General features: G+C 62.2%; 16 protein-coding genes and 1 pseudogene. 12 read left to right on the top strand and 5 right to left on the bottom strand.

All coding sequences use genetic code 11. From position 1 onward, the window contains the following. Window positions 1-4: 4 nt before the first annotated feature. Entirely contained in the window at window positions 5-202 is a 198-nt protein-coding gene (locus RHIBR816_RS0114710; protein WP_018237325.1) for a hypothetical protein, read from the bottom strand. 402 nt (window positions 203-604) lie between these two features. Beyond that, window positions 605-1,237, bottom strand: coding sequence for an aldolase/citrate lyase family protein (locus RHIBR816_RS34185; protein WP_018237324.1), 633 nt, complete (start codon window positions 1,235-1,237; stop codon window positions 605-607). A 65-nt stretch (window positions 1,238-1,302) separates the two neighbouring features. Between RHIBR816_RS34185 and RHIBR816_RS0114700 the strand changes: the two genes are divergently transcribed. The 8 genes and pseudogenes from RHIBR816_RS0114700 (at window position 1,303) to RHIBR816_RS0114660 (ending at window position 11,340) form a co-directional block, all read left to right on the top strand. Then, window positions 1,303-1,494, top strand: coding sequence for a hypothetical protein (locus RHIBR816_RS0114700; protein WP_018237323.1), 192 nt, complete (start codon window positions 1,303-1,305; stop codon window positions 1,492-1,494). A 389-nt stretch (window positions 1,495-1,883) separates the two neighbouring features. Then, the gene (locus RHIBR816_RS0114695) at window positions 1,884-3,311 is read left to right on the top strand and encodes an ISNCY family transposase (RefSeq protein ID WP_026187011.1); all 1,428 of its coding nucleotides are present in this window, start codon (window positions 1,884-1,886) and stop codon (window positions 3,309-3,311) included. 292 nt (window positions 3,312-3,603) lie between these two features. Next, a pseudogene (locus tag RHIBR816_RS34180) lies at window positions 3,604-4,281 on the top strand (ISNCY family transposase); the annotation flags it as partial. A 455-nt stretch (window positions 4,282-4,736) separates the two neighbouring features. Further along, window positions 4,737-5,111, top strand: coding sequence for an SPW repeat protein (locus RHIBR816_RS0114680; RefSeq protein ID WP_018237319.1), 375 nt, complete (start codon window positions 4,737-4,739; stop codon window positions 5,109-5,111). 410 nt (window positions 5,112-5,521) lie between these two features. Further along, complete coding sequence (locus tag RHIBR816_RS0114675) at window positions 5,522-9,523, top strand: PAS domain-containing protein (protein ID WP_018237318.1); 4,002 nt, start codon at window positions 5,522-5,524, stop codon at window positions 9,521-9,523. Continuing rightward, window positions 9,520-10,161, top strand: a complete 642-nt coding sequence (locus tag RHIBR816_RS0114670; RefSeq protein ID WP_018237317.1) for a response regulator transcription factor — start codon at window positions 9,520-9,522, stop codon at window positions 10,159-10,161. Before RHIBR816_RS0114675 ends, RHIBR816_RS0114670 begins: the two co-directional genes overlap by 4 nt. A 2-nt stretch (window positions 10,162-10,163) precedes the next feature. Then, window positions 10,164-10,538 (top strand): response regulator, encoded by a 375-nt coding sequence (locus RHIBR816_RS0114665; RefSeq protein WP_026187010.1) that lies wholly within the window; start codon window positions 10,164-10,166, stop codon window positions 10,536-10,538. A gap of 103 nt (window positions 10,539-10,641) precedes the next feature. Next, window positions 10,642-11,340: a response regulator transcription factor gene (locus tag RHIBR816_RS0114660; RefSeq protein WP_018237315.1), complete on the top strand. Its 699-nt coding sequence runs from the start codon at window positions 10,642-10,644 to the stop codon at window positions 11,338-11,340. Window positions 11,341-11,479: 139 nt separating this feature from the next. Here RHIBR816_RS0114660 and RHIBR816_RS0114655 read toward each other — a convergent pair whose 3' ends face one another. Beyond that, window positions 11,480-12,445 (bottom strand): MBL fold metallo-hydrolase, encoded by a 966-nt coding sequence (locus RHIBR816_RS0114655; RefSeq protein ID WP_026187009.1) that lies wholly within the window; start codon window positions 12,443-12,445, stop codon window positions 11,480-11,482. 609 nt (window positions 12,446-13,054) lie between these two features. On the opposite strand from RHIBR816_RS0114655, the gene RHIBR816_RS0114650 reads away from it, so the two are divergent. The 4 genes from RHIBR816_RS0114650 (at window position 13,055) to RHIBR816_RS0114635 (ending at window position 17,240) form a co-directional block, all read left to right on the top strand. Continuing rightward, the gene (locus RHIBR816_RS0114650) at window positions 13,055-13,819 is read left to right on the top strand and encodes an SDR family oxidoreductase (RefSeq protein WP_018237313.1); all 765 of its coding nucleotides are present in this window, start codon (window positions 13,055-13,057) and stop codon (window positions 13,817-13,819) included. Window positions 13,820-13,892: 73 nt separating this feature from the next. Further along, window positions 13,893-14,300 carry a cupin domain-containing protein gene (locus tag RHIBR816_RS0114645; RefSeq protein WP_018237312.1) on the top strand — a complete coding sequence of 136 codons (408 nt, stop codon included), beginning with the start codon at window positions 13,893-13,895 and terminating at the stop codon, window positions 14,298-14,300. 211 nt (window positions 14,301-14,511) lie between these two features. Continuing rightward, window positions 14,512-15,546, top strand: a complete 1,035-nt coding sequence (locus tag RHIBR816_RS0114640) for an HlyD family secretion protein (protein WP_018237310.1) — start codon at window positions 14,512-14,514, stop codon at window positions 15,544-15,546. Beyond that, window positions 15,543-17,240: an MFS transporter gene (locus RHIBR816_RS0114635; RefSeq protein ID WP_018237309.1), complete on the top strand. Its 1,698-nt coding sequence runs from the start codon at window positions 15,543-15,545 to the stop codon at window positions 17,238-17,240. Before RHIBR816_RS0114640 ends, RHIBR816_RS0114635 begins: the two co-directional genes overlap by 4 nt. A gap of 61 nt (window positions 17,241-17,301) precedes the next feature. On the opposite strand, the gene RHIBR816_RS0114630 is transcribed toward RHIBR816_RS0114635, so the two are convergent. Beyond that, window positions 17,302-18,033 (bottom strand): XRE family transcriptional regulator, encoded by a 732-nt coding sequence (locus RHIBR816_RS0114630; RefSeq protein ID WP_018237308.1) that lies wholly within the window; start codon window positions 18,031-18,033, stop codon window positions 17,302-17,304. A gap of 365 nt (window positions 18,034-18,398) precedes the next feature. Continuing rightward, window positions 18,399-19,283, bottom strand: a complete 885-nt coding sequence (gene purU / locus RHIBR816_RS0114620) for a formyltetrahydrofolate deformylase (protein ID WP_018237306.1) — start codon at window positions 19,281-19,283, stop codon at window positions 18,399-18,401. Window positions 19,284-19,390: the final 107 nt, after the last annotated feature.

Below are 19,390 nucleotides of genomic sequence, written 5' to 3'. Positions count from 1 at the left end.
TTTCTCATGAGCTTCCGGGTGCGCTGAGCCTCTCCTGCGTCAGGGGTGCATAGACCTTGACGCCGGACCGCTTATCGCCGGCGACACCACCTGCCAGCACCAGATAGGCGACAATGAGGCCGATCGACAGAAGCAAGACGCCAACAGCGAAAGCCGATGAAGCCTCGGTCTCGTGTGTGTGCCAGTCCTTGCTGTTGAACATCGGAACCTCCCATGGAATGGGGAAGGGGCGGGCCCGTCGTCGAGGGCGGGCCCGGTGGGGTCAAGCGCATAAAATCTGAACTAGCGCATCGGCCCGAAAATCGGACCCGATTTTCGGAAAGCTCGATGCGTAGACTCAAAGACCTTACAGCGTCCTTTTTGCGTCCTGAAGGACGCACGGCGCTGTAGGGTGTGCTTCGTGTTGCCGTTCTTCACCCGACCGCTCCATCCGAGGGGCTCGGGCCTTTCTGCTTCAAGCTCGCACAACGGGCTCTTTAGTCAAGGATTAGCTAATGATCCAATCGGGCGAGGAAGCATGGAATTGCGGGCCATTCGCCGCGCTCCCACCGCTCGGCCCGCCACACTCATCGGAGTCCTGACGCTGAGACGCGGCCGGATTTCGTCACCGCCCCGAAAGCGAGCCCATCATCGCTGAAAACCCTGCTGAAAGGGCTGAAAGCTCGTCGCCAAGCATCACGAAGCTTGGCGACAGCGCCAGCGCGGTCTCGCGCAGCCTGGGGTTCGACGCGGGGACGGCCCAGCGCTTTCCGGCGCGGGTGGCGACGGCCGCGATGTGACGAAGATCGTCGAGGTCGTCGTCGGTAGCGGCGAACGCGCCGCGCCCCCGCGCCATCGAAAGATCAGCGGGTCCGATGAACAGCCCGTCGACGCAAGGCAGGGCGGCTATCGCGGCTGCATCCTCGAACGCTGTGGCAGTTTCGATCATCGCATAGCAATGACGCTGGACGTTTTCCGTCTCGAAGAAGGCGTTCGTCGCACCTTGATAGCGCTGCGTGCGGCCATAGCCGACGCCGCGCGAACCGCGGGGCGCAAATTTCGCATATTCGCTGACCTCGCGCGCATGTGCAGCATCCTTCAGCTGCGGCATGACGATCGCGTCCGCACCGATGTCCAACGCATGCTGCACGTTGGGCCGCGTCGCATCCGCGAGGCGCACATAGGCGCTCAGCCCGATCGACTGGCAGAAGGGCAGCAGCCGGTCCAGTGCCGCCAGATCGAGAATGCCGTGCTCCATGTCGAAGAGGACGAGGTCGAAGCGCCTATGCAGGATTGGAGCGACATGGCCTGTGCGAATACCCGATGGACCGGTCCTCCCTTTCCTGGGCGATTTGCAGCGAGCACCTTCTCCCCGATCGCGATGGCACGGTCAGCGCTCCGGAACGGGCCGGACTCGGAATGGCGATCGCGGCGGAGGCGGTGAAGGAATACGCGATAGATCTGGAGATCCGTTTCGGCGGTACGCTGTTCTACCGCACGCCTTCCATCGACTAGCGTCGCACACAAACGGTGACGGCGTCTCGCGAGTGTTTTCGGCCAGAGGCGCGGCCAACGATTGCGCGGCGTTCTCTGCTCAAGGCCCAAGTTGCCGTCGGGGATGCACTGCAGTTTCCCGCAGGTATGCCATTTGTGCAGCCCTTGAACCGGGAGGGCATCGTACTCAGGTGAAAACGCCTTCTGATGCTTCCCGCACGGGTCCCGCGGTGAGTTCCATAAGATAGATTACGCGACTTTAGGCTGTAGCGGCAGTTTAGAGATGCGACACATGAGCCAGTTAGAGATGCGACAGCCGTCGCCTCTCGGGATGCTGGTCAAACGTCAACGTTTGGAAGGAAGACTGGCGACGTGAAGCGCGGTTGAGACCATGAGCGTTCGGAGTCGTCATGTCTTGTTTGATCACCATGTCGCAGAAGGAATTGCATCGTCTTGAACTGATCCAGCGGATTCGCGGTGGCAGCCTGACCGTCGTCGAGGCGGCCGCCTTGCTTCGTCTTAGCCGCAGTCAGGTGCACCGGCTGTTGCAGGCCTATGATCTGGCCGGCGCCGACGGTCTCGTCTCGAAGAAGCGCGGCCGGCCGAGCAACCGGCGCCACAGCGAGGACTTCCGCAACCTGGTGCTCGACCTGGTGCGCGAGCATTACGTGGATTTCGGACCAACGCTGGCGCGTGAGAAGCTGATCGAACTGCATCGGATTGCCGTCAGCAAGGAAACGCTGCGCCAGTGGATGATCGAAGCCGGCATCTGGGTGTCGCGACGCGAGCGCAAGAAGCGGGTTTTCCAGCCGCGCGGCCGGCGCGATTGTTTCGGCGAACTCGTTCAGATCGACGGCTCGCTTCATTGGTGGTTCGAAGGCCGCGGACCCAAATGCGCCCTGCTCGTCTATATCGACGATGCCACCGGCAAGCTGTTGCATCTGCGCTTTGCGACTTCAGAGAACACCTTCGACTATCTGCACGCGACGAAGGCGTATCTGCAGCAATGGGGCAAGCCGATCGCCTTTTACAGCGACAAGCATGGCATCTTCCGCACCACCCATGCTTCCAAGAAGGACAGAACCAGTGGCCTGACGCAGTTCGGGCGGGCCCTTTATGAGCTCAATATCGACATCATCTGCGCCAACACCCCGCAGGCCAAGGGGCGCGTCGAGCGCGCCAACCAGACGCTGCAGGATCGCCTCGTCAAGGAACTGCGGCTGCGCGGCATCGACACGATCGCGGCGGCCAATGCCTATGCGCCGGAGTTCATGGCCGACTTCAATCGCCGCTTTGGCAAGGCGCCGCGCAATCCGAAGGACATGCATCGGCCGTTTGCCGCGCATGAGAGCCTCGATGGCGCCATGTGCCGCAAGGAGATCCGCAAGCTGTCGCAGTCGCTGACGCTGCGCTACGACAAGGTGATGTTCATCCTCGATCCGACCGACCTCGCGACGGCGCTCGCCGGCAAGAAGCTCATTGTCTGCGACTATCCCGATGGTCGCCTCGAGGTCACCCATGAGGGGACGTCCCTGCCCTACAGGACCTTCGACACGCTGCGCTCGGTGCACCGCTGCGAAGTGGTTGAGAACAAGCGCCTTGACGACATGCTTTCGATTGTGGCCGAGATGCAGGCCGGACGAGAGCAGCAGCGCAGCAAGGGCGGGCCGCGCCGCACCGGCCAGACGGACCATAGGTTCGGCATTCGCGACGGCAGCCAGAGCAATGGCTACCAGAAGCGCGGCACCAAGCCTGGCCGGAAGACGGACTTTACCAAGGATCCGGTCGTCATCGCCAAGCGCCGGCAGGCCCTTGCGCAGCTGAAGGCGGCGGAGTGATCGGGGTGTCAAAGCTAAAGTTTATCTTGCAGCTGGAGCCTCCACCGCCGACCGGGTTGCGCAACCCTGACCAGCTCCACCCGGACGGCGGCTCACGTCTGCGTACTTTGTAAATATATCAACTTGCAAACGCAGTACTAAGGAATAGGATGGTGTCGCGTTTCTAAGTTGACTACTTTGTTTCATCTTTAAATAGCTGTGACATAGGCTGTAGCCGCAAAGTTAAAGTGTCCTGTTCCTGCAAAGTTGGAATGTCACTCTCCCCGGGTTTTGATGACCTGGGAGATTGCGGATGGGATTGATTGCGATGAGCGAGCGCGACCTGCAGCGGATCGAGATTTTGTCGAAGGTGATCGCCGGGCGTATGACGTTGGTGTCGGCGGCACATGTGCTGGACCTGAGTACCCGCCAGGTGCGTCGTCTGTTGGATCGGATCAGCGCTGGCGGTGCGGCGTCGATCCGGCACAAGGCGATCGGCCGGCCATCGAACAATCGGATTTGTGACGGCGTGCGCGATTATGCCGTGACGCTCGTACGCGAGTGCTATGCGGACTTCGGACCGACATTAGCCGCTGAGAAGCTCGCCGAGCGCGACGGCCTGACGGTGTCGCGCGAGACCTTGCGCCAATGGATGTCGGAGGCCGGCCTGTGGCTGTCGCGCAAGCAGCGGCGGACCTTTCATCAGCCGCGGTTGCGGCGCGAGGCCTATGGCGAACTGGTGCAGATCGACGGATCCGAGCATCGTTGGTTTGAGGATCGCGGGCCGCCATGTTCGCTGCTGGTGTTCATCGACGATGCGACCGGCAAGCTGATGCAGCTGCGGTTCGTACGATCGGAAAGTGCGTTCACGTATTTCGAGGCACTGGAACTCTATCTGAAGGCGCATGGTGCTCCGGTCGCCTTCTATTCCGACAAGCATTCGGTGTTCCGGGTGGCGAAGAAGGATGCCAAGGGCGGCCAGGGCATGACCCTTGTAGCCGCAAAGTTGAAGTGTCCTGTTCCTGCAAAGTAAGAATGCCACTCTCCCCGGGTTTTGATGACCTCGGAGATTTTTGCATGTCGCAACGCTATTCTCAGCTGACCCTAACCGCTCATCTGCGGAGAACGCAGTGAACTTCGAAATCCCAGGCAGTCGCGGAGAGAAAAAGGTCCAGCGGCTCCTTGCGTTGAGTGGCATCGCAAGCGGGAAATTCCTCCAGCTTCTGCAGCATCAGCGCGGCTCAACGAAAGCAGCACGACTTCCCTACTAGCCCGAGCGCCTGGATAAGGACCAATATCCAGGTGCCGAGCTGCTCCCACCTTTAGCATTACTCGGCAGATGCCTGCGCAGAATAGATGAGTGCACCAGACTGCCCCATTCTCCTAGCCGACCACACGGTCCCTGAAGTGCCACGGCACAAACCGGAATGAAAAAGGAGATGAGAGATGAAAAGCGAAGTGCCAAGCAAGTCGCTGGAGTGGAGCAACCTGGTTCTGGGTGCAGGTTTCATCTACGCTGCATACATGTTCGGCGAGCTACCCGTCGCGGCATGGAACGCGGGGATCACGGGCACGTTGATGGTCTGCTGCTCTGCCGCGGCCCTTACGCGTTATGGGGCTTGGGCCGAATGGTCCAATCTCCTCTTGGGATGTTGGGCGGCGGTCGCCCCGTTCCTGCTCGGCTTCGGATCAGAGCCGGCCGCGATGTGGACACACGTCCTGCTTGGGCTTTGCGTCGCGGCGATTGCTGCCATGCAGCTTTTTGCCAGCCGCCAAACGCACAAGCCTTCCAGCACCAAGTTAAGCGGACTCGGAGAGTGAGGCAGCGGCCGTTTTGCGAAATGTGCCGACTATCCCCTGGCGCCGAGACGTCTTGAGGCAGTTCGAGAAAAGGAAGGTCGTTTGCTTGCTGCCTCTCACGTCAGGGCAGCAAGCAGCGGCATGTGAATGAGCCTCCCGTCATCACGAAGGCGCAACGCGGCGGGAACGGCCATCAGCAAGCGGATGAGCGAGAAAGCTATACCAAAACCGATCGGCGATGCATCGATGCCCGTCTGCCCTGGCTCAGATCGTTACCCGCAATGGCCATGTCCGCACAAATGCATGGATTTCCATGAATTGCGACCGTGGTGCGGCGGGTTTACGGTGTCGAGACGAGTTCGCCAGCCCCCATCGAGAACACGTGCCGAATGCGCTGACGATCCTCTGACTTAGTCCGGTAGGAGCAGCTGATGATGAGCGTGTGGTCGCACCGCCCCAAATTCTCTCACCTGGGGCTATTTTTCGCGGCCTATGTTCTGGGCTGCGCCTTCGCACAGTCGCTCGCAATCGTGCCCGGGACAGGTGTTTCCATTTGGCCGCCGGGCGGGCTCTTCATTGCCACGCTCGTTCTCACCCCGCCTTCCACCTGGCTCTGGTGGGTGCTCAGCGGCTGCCTGGCCGAACTGTTCAGCAATGTCCTATGGTTCCACAGCCCGCTGCCTGCGGCCTTGCTCATCTATATTGGCAACGCGCTCGAAGCAGCGGTCGGGGCATGGCTGGTGAACCGGGTGCTAAGGCGGCCGGTCCGGCTGGAAACCTTGCAAGAAGTTCTCGCCTTCGTCGTGCTCGGTGCCGGAATCGCACCTGTCGTGGGCGCGACTGTCGGAAGTGCGACACTTGCGTGGTTCGGCATACAATCGCAATCCTTCACAACGGCCTGGCCTCTTTGGTGGATCGGAGACGCCACAGGTGTCTTGATCGTGGCACCGTTGGTGCTGGTCACGTTCAACAACTGGCATGGCCAGCCCCGGCTCTCGACCTCGCAATGGATGGAGGCTTGCGCCCTGGGGCTGATCCTTTTCTGTGTCGCGGCCCTTTCGCTCAGCGGCTACCTGCCCTTCGCCTACATCGTCATGCCGCCTCTCCTTTGGGCCGCGGTGCGGTTCGATTTCAAAGGCGCCGCCGTCAGCCTGAGCCTCCTTGCCCTGATAACGCTGATGTTCACGATATCCGGATCCAGCCAGTTCGCGGGAGATCCCGAGTCGCAGAGGCAAAAGCACATCATGCTGCAGCTTTTCCTGGCCATCTCGGCACTTTCGGCGCTGATCGTCGCCGCCATATCCCGGCAGCATCAGCTTGCGCTGCTCACCGTGCGCCAGAGCGAGCGCCAACTTCAGCAGCTGATCGACGCCGTTCCGGCTCTCATTTGGTGTACGACGCCACAAGGAATACCCTGCTACCTCAACAAGCGTGTTACGGATATCACCGGCGTCACCCTCAAGGACTTGATCGCGCCCGACGGGTCGCGATCCCTGAGTGTCGTTCATCCGGATGATCGGATTGCGATGGATGAAGTGTTCGCACGCTCTTTCGAGACGGGCGCACCCTTCCTGTGGCGATATCGTCAGCGTCGTGCCAACGGGCCTCATCGGTGGGTGGAGAGCCGCGCGGAGCCTTTGCGTGACGAAACCGGCGCGGTCGTCCAGTGGTACGGCGTTTCCGTCGACATCGAAGACATGATGAAGGCGCAGGAGGCGTTACAAGACCGCGAGCGGGAGCTCTCGCAGCTTGTGGACATGGTCCCGAGCCACGTTTGGCGCCTGACACCCGACGGCGAGCCGACCTTTTTCAACAAACGAATGATTGAATTCCTCGGCCTGCAGGTAGCCGATACGGACAAGCCAGGCATGAGCCGGCTGGAGTCACTCATAGAGACCGTCGTCCATCCCGATGACGCGGCTGAGTTCAGGAACGCTCTCAGACATTGCCTCAGCACAGGCAAGAGCTTCACCATGCGATATCGACTGCGCAGTGCCGGCGGCACCTATCATTGGATGTCGAGCCGAGCCGAGCCGATGCGGGATCAGTCTGGGAAAATCGTCCAATGGTGCGGCCTGTGTCACGATATTGATGATCAGATGCATGCCGAGGAAGCACTGCGGCGAAGCGAGCGCCAGCTCGCGCTGCTTGTCGACGTGGTTCCGATCGCCATCGCCTGTATGACGCCCGAGGGCGAGCCGATCTTCTTCAATAAGCGCCTGAGCGATTTTCTCGGCCTGGACGTGGCGGACATGGACAAGCCGGGAGTGACCCGGCTGGCGGCCGCAATTGCGGCGGCCGTCCATCCGGACGACGCAACAGAGTTCGGGGACGAACTCAGCCGCTGCCTCGTCACTGGCGATAGCTTCTCCAGGAAGTATCGTCTGCGTCGTTCGGACGGCGAGTATCGCTGGATGGAGGGCCGCGCCGAGCCGCTGCGCGACCATGGCGGAGCGATCGTGCAATGGTACGCGGTCGCTATCGATATAGACGACGAGGTGCGTGCGCAGGAGGCACTGCGCGAACGAGAGCGCGAGCTCTCGCAGCTCGTGGACATGGTCCCGGTTCATATCAGGCGACTGACGCCCGAAGGCGAGCCGATCTTCTTCAACAAGCGCCTGATCGATTTTTTCGGCGTAGATGTCGGTGATATGGACAAGCCGGGCACGAGCCGGCTCACGGCGGTCATACAGACCCTCATTCATCCAGAGGACGCAAGAAATCTGCTCGAGACGGTCCGCCGTTCCCTTGTGACCGGGGATCCCTTCTCGATGAAATATCGCATGCGCCGTGCAGACGGCGTCTATCGCTGGGTCGATGGTCGCGCGGAACCGCTGCGGGATCAAAGCGGGGCGATCGTGCAATGGTACGTCATTTCCGTCGACATAGACGACGAGATGCGGGCACAGGAGGCGTTGCGGGATCGTGAGCGCGAGCTCTCGCAGCTCGTCGACATGGTCCCAAGTCTCCTGTGGCGGCTCAGTCCAGACGGCGAACCGACCTTCCTCAACAGACGCGTGGTCAATTTCCTTGGCCTCGATCTTGTGGACTTTGAGAAACCGGGCATGAGCCGGCTGGAAGCCTTCATGGAAGCCGCCGTCCACCCGGATGACGCGGCCGATCTTTGGGAGGCGCTCGACCATTCCTTCGTTACGGGCGAGCGCTTCTCCAAGCAGTATCGCCTTCGGCGTGCCGATGGTGTCTATCGCTGGGTGCAAGGCGGCGCAGAGCCGCTCAGGGATCAGAGCGGACACATCGTCCAGTGGTACGGCCTCTCACATGACATCGACGATCAGCTGCGCGTCGAGGAGGCGCTGCGCGAAAGAGAACGCTCCCTCTGGCAGATCGTTGAAACGCTGCCTGCGATGATCGATTGCGCCGCCCCGGATGGGGAGCCGGTATACCGCAATCCGCAGCTCCGCGACTTCCTTGGATATAGGCTTGAAGAACTCGACGGGACGGGCAAGTCCCGGCTGGAGGGCACCCTCGATGCCGGCGTCCATCCTGACGAGGTCGATGGCGTCAAGGAGAACTATGCCCATTCGCTGGCCACCGGCGAACCCTATGCACGTAGGCACCGCCTGCGGCGGTTCGATGGCGAATACCGCTGGGTCGAAACGCGTGCTGCGCCGATGCGCAATGCCGAGGGCACGATCGTTCAGTGGAATGTCATCTGCCTCGATATCGACGGCGAGGTTCGGGCCGAGGAAAAGTTGCGCCTCGCGCAAGAGAGTTTGGCTCGCGCAAGCCAGGCAGCCAGCCTCTCGGAGCTTTCGGCTTCCATAGCGCATGAGGTTAACCAGCCCCTGGCCGCGGTTGTGGCAAACTCGCACGCCTGCCAGCGTTGGCTCACGGCCGCACCACCGAATATCGAACGCGCGCAGCGGACCGTGGAGCGCATCGTCCGGGATGCCAATTCGGCGGCAGACGTCGTCAGCCGCATTCGCGCCTTGTTCAAGCAATCCATAGGGACGAGGATCAATACGGCGCTTGCCAACGTCATCGGCGAAGTGCGCAACTTTCTGGCCGATGAGGCGGTGCGGCGGCGCGTTCGGATCGACTTGAAGATCGATGGCGACCTTCCGCCGATCGCAATCGATTATGTCCAGATCCAGCAGGTTCTGATCAATCTCATTCGCAACGGCATGGAGGCAATGGGCTCTGTTGCGGGCGACAGGGTGCTTGGCATGCGTGCGCACCATATCGGGGAGATGATTCAGACGGAAATCAGCGATCGCGGTCCGGGCATTGAATTTCCCGACAGGATATTCGAGCCGTTCTTCACGACAAAAGCAGACGGCATGGGCATGGGATTGGCGATCTGCCGCTCGATCGTCGAGTTGCACGGCGGACGATTGTGGGCGGAGAAGAACGAGCCGCGTGGAGCGACGTTCATCTTCACCTTGCCGGTCGAAGCGAAGGCAGCGTCATGACGAGCGATGACCAGGTTGTCTTCATCGTCGATGACGATGCGCGTCTCCGCGAGGCGCTCGGCGACCTATTGGACTCGCACGGCATGCGCGCCATTGCCTTCGGATCAGCCGGCGAATATGTGCGCGCGGACAAGCCGGATGTCCCGGCCTGCCTCATTCTCGATATCGAATTGCCGGATATCAACGGCCTCGATCTGCAGAGGCAGATCGCGGACGGCGATCATCCGCCGATCGTGTTCATCACGGGGCACGGCGACATTCCATCTTCAGTGCGTGCGATCAAGCACGGCGCCGTGGATTTCCTGACGAAGCCCTTCAGCGATGCTGACCTCATGGCGGCAATCGGCGCGGCGATCGCTGAAGATCGGGACAAGAGAGCAGAACGCGCCGAGCTCAGCGCTCTGGGGCAACGCTACCGCGAACTGACGCCGCGCGAGCGCGAGGTACTGCCACTCGTCGTGAGCGGTCTTCTCAACAAGCAGGCGGCCGCCGAGTTGGGCATCAGCGAGGTCACGCTGCAAATACACAGAAGAAACGTGATGCACAAAATGGCCGCAGCCTCGCTCGCCGATCTCGTGCGTATCGCGGAACGGCTGGAAATACCGATCACCCACTCCCGTCGAGTGGGAGGGAATTGAGCATGAACAAGAAAAGACCTGTCGTCGCAATTGTCGATGACGATGCAAGACTACTTGAGTCGGTGAGCGATCTTCTGGAATCCGCCGGCTATGTGGCCCGCAGCTTCCCGTCGGCTAAATCGTTGCTCGCCAATGGGCTGTCGGACCTGGACGTCCTCATTACCGATATCGGAATGCCTGGAACGGACGGCTTCGAGCTTCGTGACCTTGTAAGGTCGTCACGTCCCGAACTGCCGGTGTTCCTGATTACGGGCCGCCACGAGATAGCGGATCAAGGCCGCGCTCAGGGCATTAGCGGGTTCTTCCGCAAGCCCTTCGATGCCCAGGCCCTGCTCGCGGCCATCGCCAATGCTCTACAGCGCCGCGCGTCTAATTAGACGCGCAAAGGTCGCTGTAGCGCTTTGAATTTGCTGCATGATTTTGTCCTTAAATCGATCCGATTTAAGGAATCATGCATGAGACAAATAGAAGGAGGGTATCATGGGAGTAGGTCAGCCTTTCCTGCGGAGGACGTCGTCATCGTCGCAGCAGCTCAGGAATGAAGACGATGAGGCGCTCGTCATCATTGTCGATGACGACGCGTCGGTTCGTGCGGCCCTGTCGGAGTTGATCCTGTCGGCGGGTTTCCGGCCGGTCAGCTTTGCCTCGACTCGCGAATTGCTTGACGCCGATATATTGGACGCCCCCGGCTGTTTGATCCTCGATGTGCGCATGCCGGGAGAGAGCGGCCTTCATCTGCAGCGCCATCTGGCCGATAACGGCAATCCCAAGCCGATCATCTTCCTGACCGGGCATGGTGATATCCCGATGACCGTCGAGGCGATGAAGGCCGGTGCGGTGGACTTTCTCACCAAACCGGTGCGGGACCAAACGCTGCTTGACGCGATCACTGCGGGCATTGCGATGGACGCCCAGCGACGAGCAGAAGCAGCGATTTCCCGGCTCAATGTCGAACGCCTCGAGACGCTGACACAGCGCGAGCGCGAGGTTCTCTGCGAAGTGGCGCGCGGACGCCTCAACAAGCAGATCGCCTTCGATCTCGGCATTAGCGAAGTGACGGTGAAAGCGCATCGCAGCAGTGTGATGCACAAGATGGGGGCTGCCTCCGTCGGCGAACTGATCCGGGCCTTTGAGACCCTGCCGGCGCAAATGCGCCAGGCCGGCCGCGCGCCAAGCTGAAACCGCTCCGCCGGGGATCAGCCCGGCAGAACGGTTCCAAATGAGGAAGGTGTGCTCCACACTCGCTACGTCGAAGGCCGCGATTTGGCGGCTAGTTTAAGCAACCAGCCTTCACGTTCCGTGTCCAGTTGTGCTGCCGTCAGTGGTCCCAGACGGCCGGCACCCAACGAAAGACGTCGCCATCGACCGAGACATGGCAGATGGACGGGAACGGCAGGTGCGTGGCCACCAGCGGCTCGCGGGTCGCCGCCAGCTCACGCAAAAGACGGACGCGGACGCGGGCCGCTTCCTCGGGGTCGTGTTCGAAGCCGTTGTGCCAGTCGGGGTGGTCGAACCCGACCTGGAACACGGCGTCGCCGGCGAATGTCAGCCGGTCGCCGCCGGACGCCAGGCGGACCACGCTGTGCCCGGGGGTGTGGCCGCCGGTGCGATGGACAACCACCCCCGGCGCCACCTCGTACTCCTCGTCGAACTGCCGCAGCTGGCTCTCGTACGCGGCCATGAACTGCTTGGCCGTCCGCCGAAGCACGGGCGGCACTGTCGACGGCATGGAGGCGTGGGAAAAATCGGGCGCCTCCCAGAACTTGACTTCGGCCGCCGCCACGTGGATCCGCAGGTCCGGACGCAGCCGGTCCTTCACCCCGTCGGCGAGCAGCCCGCCAATGTGGTCCATGTGCATGTGGGTAAGCACCACGTCGGTCACCGAGGCGAGATCGATCCCGGCCGCCTCCAGTCGCGAGACCGTTTGCCCGGCCCGCGGGAAGTCCGGAAACTCCACCCCTAGTCCAGCGTCGACGAGTATGGTCTGGCCGCCGCTCTGCAGCAAGACCACGTTCAGCGGCCAATGGAGCACGTCCGTCGGCAGGAACATGTCGTCCAGCCAGGCGGTTCGGACAGCCGGGTCGGCATTGGTGGCCAAAACCGGGGTTGGTATCGGTAGCACCCCATCGCTGATCACCAGCACGTCGATCTCGCCGACCCGCAGCGCGTAGCGCGACGGAACCAACTCGTCGTGGCCCGGTCTACCGAGATGTGAGGTTTTGTCCAAGCTCATGCGTGTCTTCTGCTGACCAGTCGTACGGGGTCTTGTTTCTGCCTGCGACATGATGCGCTCCTCTCTTGCGTGATCGAGACGGGCGCGACAGTAGCCGGCATGGATTTGGGATGGCATTGGAAGGAGGTATCGAGGCAGCCAGGCGATGGTATCGGATCAATAAGCGCTGGGGCGCCTGCATATACTAAAGCCCAGCGCACATTGACCGCGTGGCAATCGCTTTTCAGCTCTTCTTCGACAATCGATCGGCAAACCGCGTCTATCCTGGTGAGCTATCGCGCCCAGGGTGTATTCGTCCCACGCCGAATGGCGCGGATTTCCTCCATTTCTCCGCGATTTTCCGATCAAAACGAGGGCTACCCCAATGCTTTTGCATTGTATGGCAACGACATCCGTAGAGTAGTTTGGCGTCACGATCCGTCGCACTCTCCCTCCCATCGGCCACGCCGAGCGGCCTGGAGAGAACACATGCTGAACCATCAGACTGTTGACCCTAGGAGCCGGCCCCGCCGTGCCCGCCTGATCGCGGGCCGGCCCCGCCGTGCCCGCCTGATCGCGCCGCCCGCCCCGCCGTCCGACACCTTCACCATCGAGACTGCGCGCTGCGCGGTTTGCCCATCGGCCAACACTTTGCAATGCACATTCGTGAGGAGATCAATGATGAAAATCGTAGTAATTGGCGGCACCGGTCTCATCGGTTCGAAAACCGTGGAGCGGTTGCGCAAGAAAGGCCATGACGTGTTGGCGGCATCCCCGAATGCAGGCGTCGACACGATCACCGGCGCGGGTCTTGCCGAGGCTCTTGCCGGAGCGCGGGTGGTACTGGACCTCGCAAACTCGCCATCGTTCGAAGATAAGGCAGTTTTGGAATTCTTCCGGACGGCGGGTCGCAATCTGCTCGAGGCGAGCGCTGCCGCCGGCGTGGAGCATCACGTCGCGCTCTCGATCGTCGGCATGGAGCGGCTGCAGGGCAGCGGCTACATGCGCGCCAAGATGGCTCAGGAAGAGCTGATCAAGAGCTCCGGCATACCCTACACGATCGTGCACTCGACGCAGTTCTTCGAGTTCATGGACGGCATCGCCCAGGCGGGAACGATCGGCCAGACCGTCCACCTGTCGCCCGCCTATGTGCAGCCGATCGCATCCGATGACGTCGCCGACGTCATGGCGGACGTCGCGCTCGCCGCCCCGGCGAACCGCACGATCGAGATTGGCGGCCCCGAGAAGGTCCGCCTCAACGAAATCGTCGCGCGTTTGCTGTCGGCCAAAAATGATCCGCGCCAGGTCGTTGCCGATCCTCACGCCACCTATTTCGGCGTGGAGCTGAAAGACGAGTCGCTCGTGCCCGGAAGCAACGCCCGGCTTGGCCGAATCCGCTTCAACGACTGGCTGAACCAGCATCCGCCCCAGAAAATGACTGCCTAACCGACGGGCGCCGGGCGTTTGCAAGCTTTCCCGACGCCTCAGTCCGACCATTCGATCAGACAGGAGATCAGACATGTTGAGGCACATCCTCGCGACGGCAGCACTCGGCGTCATGCTTGCGACCGGAGCGCAGGCTGACGACGGCAAAGCAAAGTTGTCCATCGTATACGATCAGCAACTACCCAATGTTGAGGGCAAGAGCATCAGGGCGGTGCTCGTCGAATATGGACCCGGCGGCGCCTCGCCCGCGCACACCCACCCCAAGTCGGCATTCATCTATGCCACCGTTCTTGAAGGGGCGATCCGGAGCCAGGTCAATAACGGGCCGGCGAAGGTTTACCATGCCGGCGAGAGCTTCGCGGAATTTCCGGGCGATTTTCATCGCCTCAGCGCCAACGCCAGCAGCACCGAGCCGGCGCGTCTCCTGGCCGTGTTCGTGGTGGACACCAACGAGACCAACCTGACCAACTTCGAAAATTGACGTCCCCAAGGGGTCCCGATCCTTTGGGAGCGGCCATGCTAGACCTGGCGGAGCAGAGACATCGGTACAATGGGGTTCGCTAGACGGATAGGCGCATTCTGGTCAGCGCCGACCGGAGATTTCATGGAGAAGCCAATGCGCAATACCATTGAAATGAAACGCACCTTGCTTGCTGCCGCGTATTCCGCCTCCACCATCAGCGGAGGTCGTCATGGCTAAGTTCAACAAAAGAAAGATGGTCGGGCTGCTGCTGTGCCTCGGCGCGGTGGCGGCGGTGGCTGGCGGCTGGGCCAGGGCCCGGTCGAGCGACGCGGCGTCGACCGACAACGCCTATGTCCGCGGCGACGTTACAGCACTCGCCCCGAAGGTGGCGGGTTACGTCACGGCGGTGGAGGTCGAGGACAACCAGGCCGTCCGTGTCGGCGACGTCCTGTTCCGGATCGACGATCGCGACTACCGCGCGCGGCTGGCACAGGCGGTCGCCAATGTCGAGGCGGCCGAGGCCAGGCGCATCAATGTCGATGCGGAGACCGAACTCCAGCATGCCCTCATCCGCCAGGCCGAAGCCCAGAAACGCTCGGCCGTGGCCGAGTTGAACCTGGCGATCAAGGCCCATGACCGCCGCCGCGAACTGATCCGCAGCAACACCATCAGCGAGGCCCATGTCGACGAAAGCGAGGCGGCGCGCTCGAGAGCCGAGGCAGGCGTATCGGCCGCCGCCGCGACGGTGGAGGCGCAGCGGCAACGCATCGCCGTGCTCGTCGCCCAGCGCGAAGCGGCGGTTGCGGCCGTGGCGCAGGCAGAGGCGGCCCGCGATCTCGCCGAGATCGATCTCGACAGCACCGTGGTGCGCGCCCCGGTCGGCGGCGTCATCGGCAACCGCCAGGTCCGCCTCGGCCGGCTGGTGGCGCCGGGCGCCGCCCTGCTCGACATCGTGCCGGTCGACAATGTCTGGATCGTCGCGAACTTCAAGGAAACCCAGCTCGAACATATCCGGCCCGGCCAGCANGTCCGCATCACGATCGACGGCTATCCGAACGGGGCGCTTGAAGGCGTCGTCGACAGCTTCGCGCCCGGCAGCGGCTCCGCCTTCAGCCTGCTGCCGGCGGACAATGCGACGGGCAACTTCGTTCGCGTCGTCCAGCGCGTGCCGGTGAAGATCCGCTTTGCCGACAATCCGCTGCCCGGCCGACTGGTGCCCGGCCTGTCGGCGCGTGTCGAGGTCGATCTGGAAAGCGGCTCATGAGCACGGCCGTCGCCACCGTGCAGCGCCGCGACAGGTCTGCGGCCGGCGCCCTTCTCGTCGCCGGCATCGTGCTTGCCGCGCTGACCGAGGCGATCGCCGGCACCGTCCTGTCGCTCGGGCGCGGCGACATCATCGGCGACACCTACGCCACGCCGGACGAGTTCGCCTGGCTCGATGTCGGCTACACCGCCTTCAAGCTCATCGGCTTCATCGCCGCCGCCGGGCTGACGAAGCGTATCAATCCGCTGCGCCTGGTCATCGGTTCGACCCTCGCCATGGGCCTGGCCTGCGGCATTGCCGCGATGACCGCGCGGCTGGAGCTGCTGATCGCCCTGCGGCTGATCCAGGGGGTTTCCGGCGGCACGCTGCTCGTCGCCGGGCAGGTGGTCATTTTCCTCGCCTATCCGCACTCCCGCCAGCCGATCCTGCAGGCGCTGTTCGCGATCGGCGCGGTTGTCGCCCCGGCAACGATGGCGCCGGCGCTTGAGGGATGGCTCATCGACAGCCAGTCCTGGAGCTGGATCTTCTTCAGCGTCGTGCCGCTGGCGCTCGCGGCCGCCGGGCTGCTGCTGATGGCAGACGGACCACCGCCAGCCCTGACCGTGCAGCGTCCGTTCGACTGGGCCGGCTTTGCCCTGATCGCGATCGCGCTTTTCTGCTTCACCTATGTCTTCAGCCAGGGCAGCCGCTGGGACTGGTTCGAGGANCCGCGCATCCGCTGGCTGACGGTGATCGGTACGGCCGCTCTGCTGGCCTGTCTCGGCCAGCAGTTGCTGGCGAAGGGCCGGGGCCTCATCGACGTCACCCTGTTCGAAACGGAGGATTTTACCTTCGCCTTCATCGTCAGCTTCGTCGCCGGCGCCGCATTGTTCGGAAGCGCCTTCCTGATTCCGTCCTTTGCCGTGTCCGTCCTCGCCTTCACGCCGACCGATGCCGGCCAACTGCTGTTGCCGAGCGGCGGCCTGTTCATCGGCGCGCTGCTGCTTGCAGCCATTCTCATCCAGGCCTGCCGCGTTCCGCCCTTCGCCACGGTGCCGTTCGGCATCCTGATGATCATGGTCGCCATGTGGATGCTGTCGGGATCGACGAGCGAGAGCGGCGCCGACGACATGATGGCGGCGATCCTGCTGCGCGGCCTCGGTCTCGGCTTCCTGTTCCTGTCGATCACCCTGATCGCCTTCGGCAAGCTCGATGGCCGCAACCTCGCCGCCGGCATCGGCCTGTTCAACACCGGTCGCCAGCTCGGCGGGCTGATCGGGGTCGCCGCGCTGCAGACGCTGATCGACCATAACGTCGTCGCCAACGTCGCCGTCCTCGGCGCCAACGTCACCCCAGGAAGCTCCGCGGTCCTCGAACGGCTGGCGGGCACGGCAGCGCTGCTGACGGCGAAGGGAATGGATGCGGCCGCCGCCGGCCGGGCAGCGGCGAGCCTCATCGGCCGGGCCGTCACCGGCCAGGCCAGCGTGATCGCCTTCGACACCGCCTTCAACGCCGTCGCCCTGCTCTTCGTCATCGCCGCGCCGCTGCTCGTCGCCATCAAGATCGGGCTCGCCCGACACGCGAAGGCACGCGCGACGCGCTTGCTCGAGGCGAGGAGCCCGCGCTGTGATTGTGCAACCGAGCCGGACGCTCCGAGCATCGGCATCATTCCTTGCAAAGGCAGGAATGAGGTAAGCGTTGAGTATGCTCTTTGAGATTCAACAAGGCCGATGGGTGTCGCGGAATAGGGCTATCTGCCGCCCTCCCCTCCCACGTTCAGTCCTCTCCGCGGCCGCGCGGATAAGAGATGATCGAGAGGTAGCGGATCGGCAGATGCGTCAGTTCCTCCGGCCCGTGCGGTGCGTCGGCGTCGAAGAACAGACTGTCGCCCGGCGTCATCCGGTAGAGGTTGTTGCCGTGCCGGTAAACCACCTCGCCTTCCAGCATGTAGAGGAACTCCAGACCGTCGTGCTGAAATGTCGGAAACACGTCCGAATCTTCCGTCAGCGTGATGAGATAGGGTTCGACGACAACTCCAGAAGTGTTCGAGCCGATATGCCCGAGGAGGTTGTATTGGTGGCCGGCGCGGGTGCCGCGACGCTCGACGTCGACGCCCTCCCCCGCCTTAACGAATACGGCGTTATGTTCCTCTTCGAAGCGACGGAAGAAGGAAGTGATTGGTACGCCGAGCGCCCGAGCCAGCGTCTGCAAAGTTGTCAAGGACGGCGACGTGTTGCCATTTTCGATCTTCGACAGCATGCCAACCGAAATGTCGGTCGCGGCGGCAACGTCAGCGACCGTGATGCCGAGCTTCTTGCGGAAGGCACGCACTTCGTGACCGATCGCTACCTCCAGCACCTTCTCACGCGTGTCACGGACCGCATGCGGATCCTGAGTCAGTGATGTGACATGCGCCGCCCCTGCCGCCGTCCTGGGGAGCCCAGCCACCACAGCCGCCTTGCCATTCCTTTTTGAGTTTCCGGGCTTTGCCGCCTTTTCCTTAGCCATGCCAACTCGCTTCGATTTTTACTGATAGTAAATATTCTTGCGTTCTTTCACAATGGTTTGGCGGCGCGTGCGACGAGCCATTCTTCTCTCAGTAGAAGATCAACCCATGATGGGGCCTGTTGCCTATTCCCACGACTGCGGCAGAGAGCGATAGGTGTCGGTACACATGCACCGGTGGTGCGAGATGGCTTTAGCGCTACCGGAAGAGGCTGCTCGATGCGCGTCTCAACAATTATCGGGGAAAGCAGCACGCTGATCGCCGTCGACGCGAAATCACTCGAGTCGACGGCGACTGATCAAAACGAGCCGATCAAACAGATGCGTGTGGGCGGCGCCTCTCGGGCCAGACCGGCCGCCGGCCGACCTCACCCCATTCTTTCCGATGCGTAAGAACCGGGGCTAGGGGGAAACACGATCGTGCGAGCACCATTGAGAAAGACGCGCCGATGAATATGGGCGTGAATCGCGCGCGCAAGGACCTGCGCTTCGACGTCTCGGCCAAGCGAGACATAATCTTCGGCGCTCTGGGCATGGGTGATCCGAACCGTATCCTGCTCGATGATCGGACCTTCATCGAGGTCCGCCGTCACGTAGTGCGCCGTGGCACCGATCAGCTTCACACCACGCTGATAGGCCTGTTTGTATGGGTTGGCACCCTTGAAGCTCGGCAGGAAGGAGTGGTGAATGTTGATGATCTTGCCGGACATCGTCTGACACATCTTGTCCGATAGGACCTGCATGTAGCGCGCAAGCACGATAAGTTCCGTCCCGGTACTCTCCACCAGTTCCATGATTCTGGCTTCCGCGCGCGGCTTGTTCTCCTTCGTCACCGGAATGTGGTGAAACGGGATGTCGTGATTGACGACGACCTTCTGATAATCAAAGTGATTGGAAACGACCCCGACAATGTCGATGGGCAGCCCGCCGATGCGCCAGCGGTAGAGAAGGTCATTCAGGCAGTGACCGAAACGCGAGACCATCAGCAGCACTCTCATGCGCTCCGACTGGTCGTGGAGCGTGGTCTCCATCTCGAAATTTTCCGCGATCGGCTTCAGCCCCGCAGCCAGGTCCCCACGCGTCGCTCCCTTTTCCGAAATGAATCCGACACGCATGAAGAACCGGCCTGTGCCGAGGTCGTCGAACTGGGAGCTGTCGGTGATATTACAGCCCATTTCCGCCAGAAATCCCGAAATGGCAGCGACGATGCCGCGGGTGGACTTGCAGGTTACGGTCAGGACGAAGGTCGTCATGTAGTGCTCTCTCTGTAATCGGCCTTAAAAATCCCCGTGCCGAAGCACGGGGAGGAGCCGCAAAGCGGCTGGGGAGATCGCTACAGCGCCGTGCATCCTTTAGGACG

This window comes from Ensifer sp. BR816, assembly GCF_000378985.1.
GTDB lineage: Bacteria > Pseudomonadota > Alphaproteobacteria > Rhizobiales > Rhizobiaceae > Sinorhizobium.
The sequence above is the reverse complement of the archived record's forward strand: the minus strand, read 5'-3'. Positions and strand labels throughout refer to the sequence as shown.

Coding starts and splice junctions, on each gene's coding strand:
- RHIBR816_RS0114710 (WP_018237325.1), bottom strand. CDS start 202: ATGTTCAACAGCAAGGACTGGCACACACACGAGACCGAGGCTTCATCG.
- RHIBR816_RS34185 (WP_018237324.1), bottom strand. CDS start 1,237: ATGGAGCACGGCATTCTCGATCTGGCGGCACTGGACCGGCTGCTGCCC.
- RHIBR816_RS0114700 (WP_018237323.1), top strand. CDS start 1,303: ATGGACCGGTCCTCCCTTTCCTGGGCGATTTGCAGCGAGCACCTTCTC.
- RHIBR816_RS0114695 (WP_026187011.1), top strand. CDS start 1,884: ATGTCTTGTTTGATCACCATGTCGCAGAAGGAATTGCATCGTCTTGAA.
- RHIBR816_RS0114680 (WP_018237319.1), top strand. CDS start 4,737: ATGAAAAGCGAAGTGCCAAGCAAGTCGCTGGAGTGGAGCAACCTGGTT.
- RHIBR816_RS0114675 (WP_018237318.1), top strand. CDS start 5,522: ATGATGAGCGTGTGGTCGCACCGCCCCAAATTCTCTCACCTGGGGCTA.
- RHIBR816_RS0114670 (WP_018237317.1), top strand. CDS start 9,520: ATGACGAGCGATGACCAGGTTGTCTTCATCGTCGATGACGATGCGCGT.
- RHIBR816_RS0114665 (WP_026187010.1), top strand. CDS start 10,164: ATGAACAAGAAAAGACCTGTCGTCGCAATTGTCGATGACGATGCAAGA.
- RHIBR816_RS0114660 (WP_018237315.1), top strand. CDS start 10,642: ATGGGAGTAGGTCAGCCTTTCCTGCGGAGGACGTCGTCATCGTCGCAG.
- RHIBR816_RS0114655 (WP_026187009.1), bottom strand. CDS start 12,445: ATGTCGCAGGCAGAAACAAGACCCCGTACGACTGGTCAGCAGAAGACA.
- RHIBR816_RS0114650 (WP_018237313.1), top strand. CDS start 13,055: ATGAAAATCGTAGTAATTGGCGGCACCGGTCTCATCGGTTCGAAAACC.
- RHIBR816_RS0114645 (WP_018237312.1), top strand. CDS start 13,893: ATGTTGAGGCACATCCTCGCGACGGCAGCACTCGGCGTCATGCTTGCG.
- RHIBR816_RS0114630 (WP_018237308.1), bottom strand. CDS start 18,033: ATGGCTAAGGAAAAGGCGGCAAAGCCCGGAAACTCAAAAAGGAATGGC.
- purU (WP_018237306.1), bottom strand. CDS start 19,283: ATGACGACCTTCGTCCTGACCGTAACCTGCAAGTCCACCCGCGGCATC.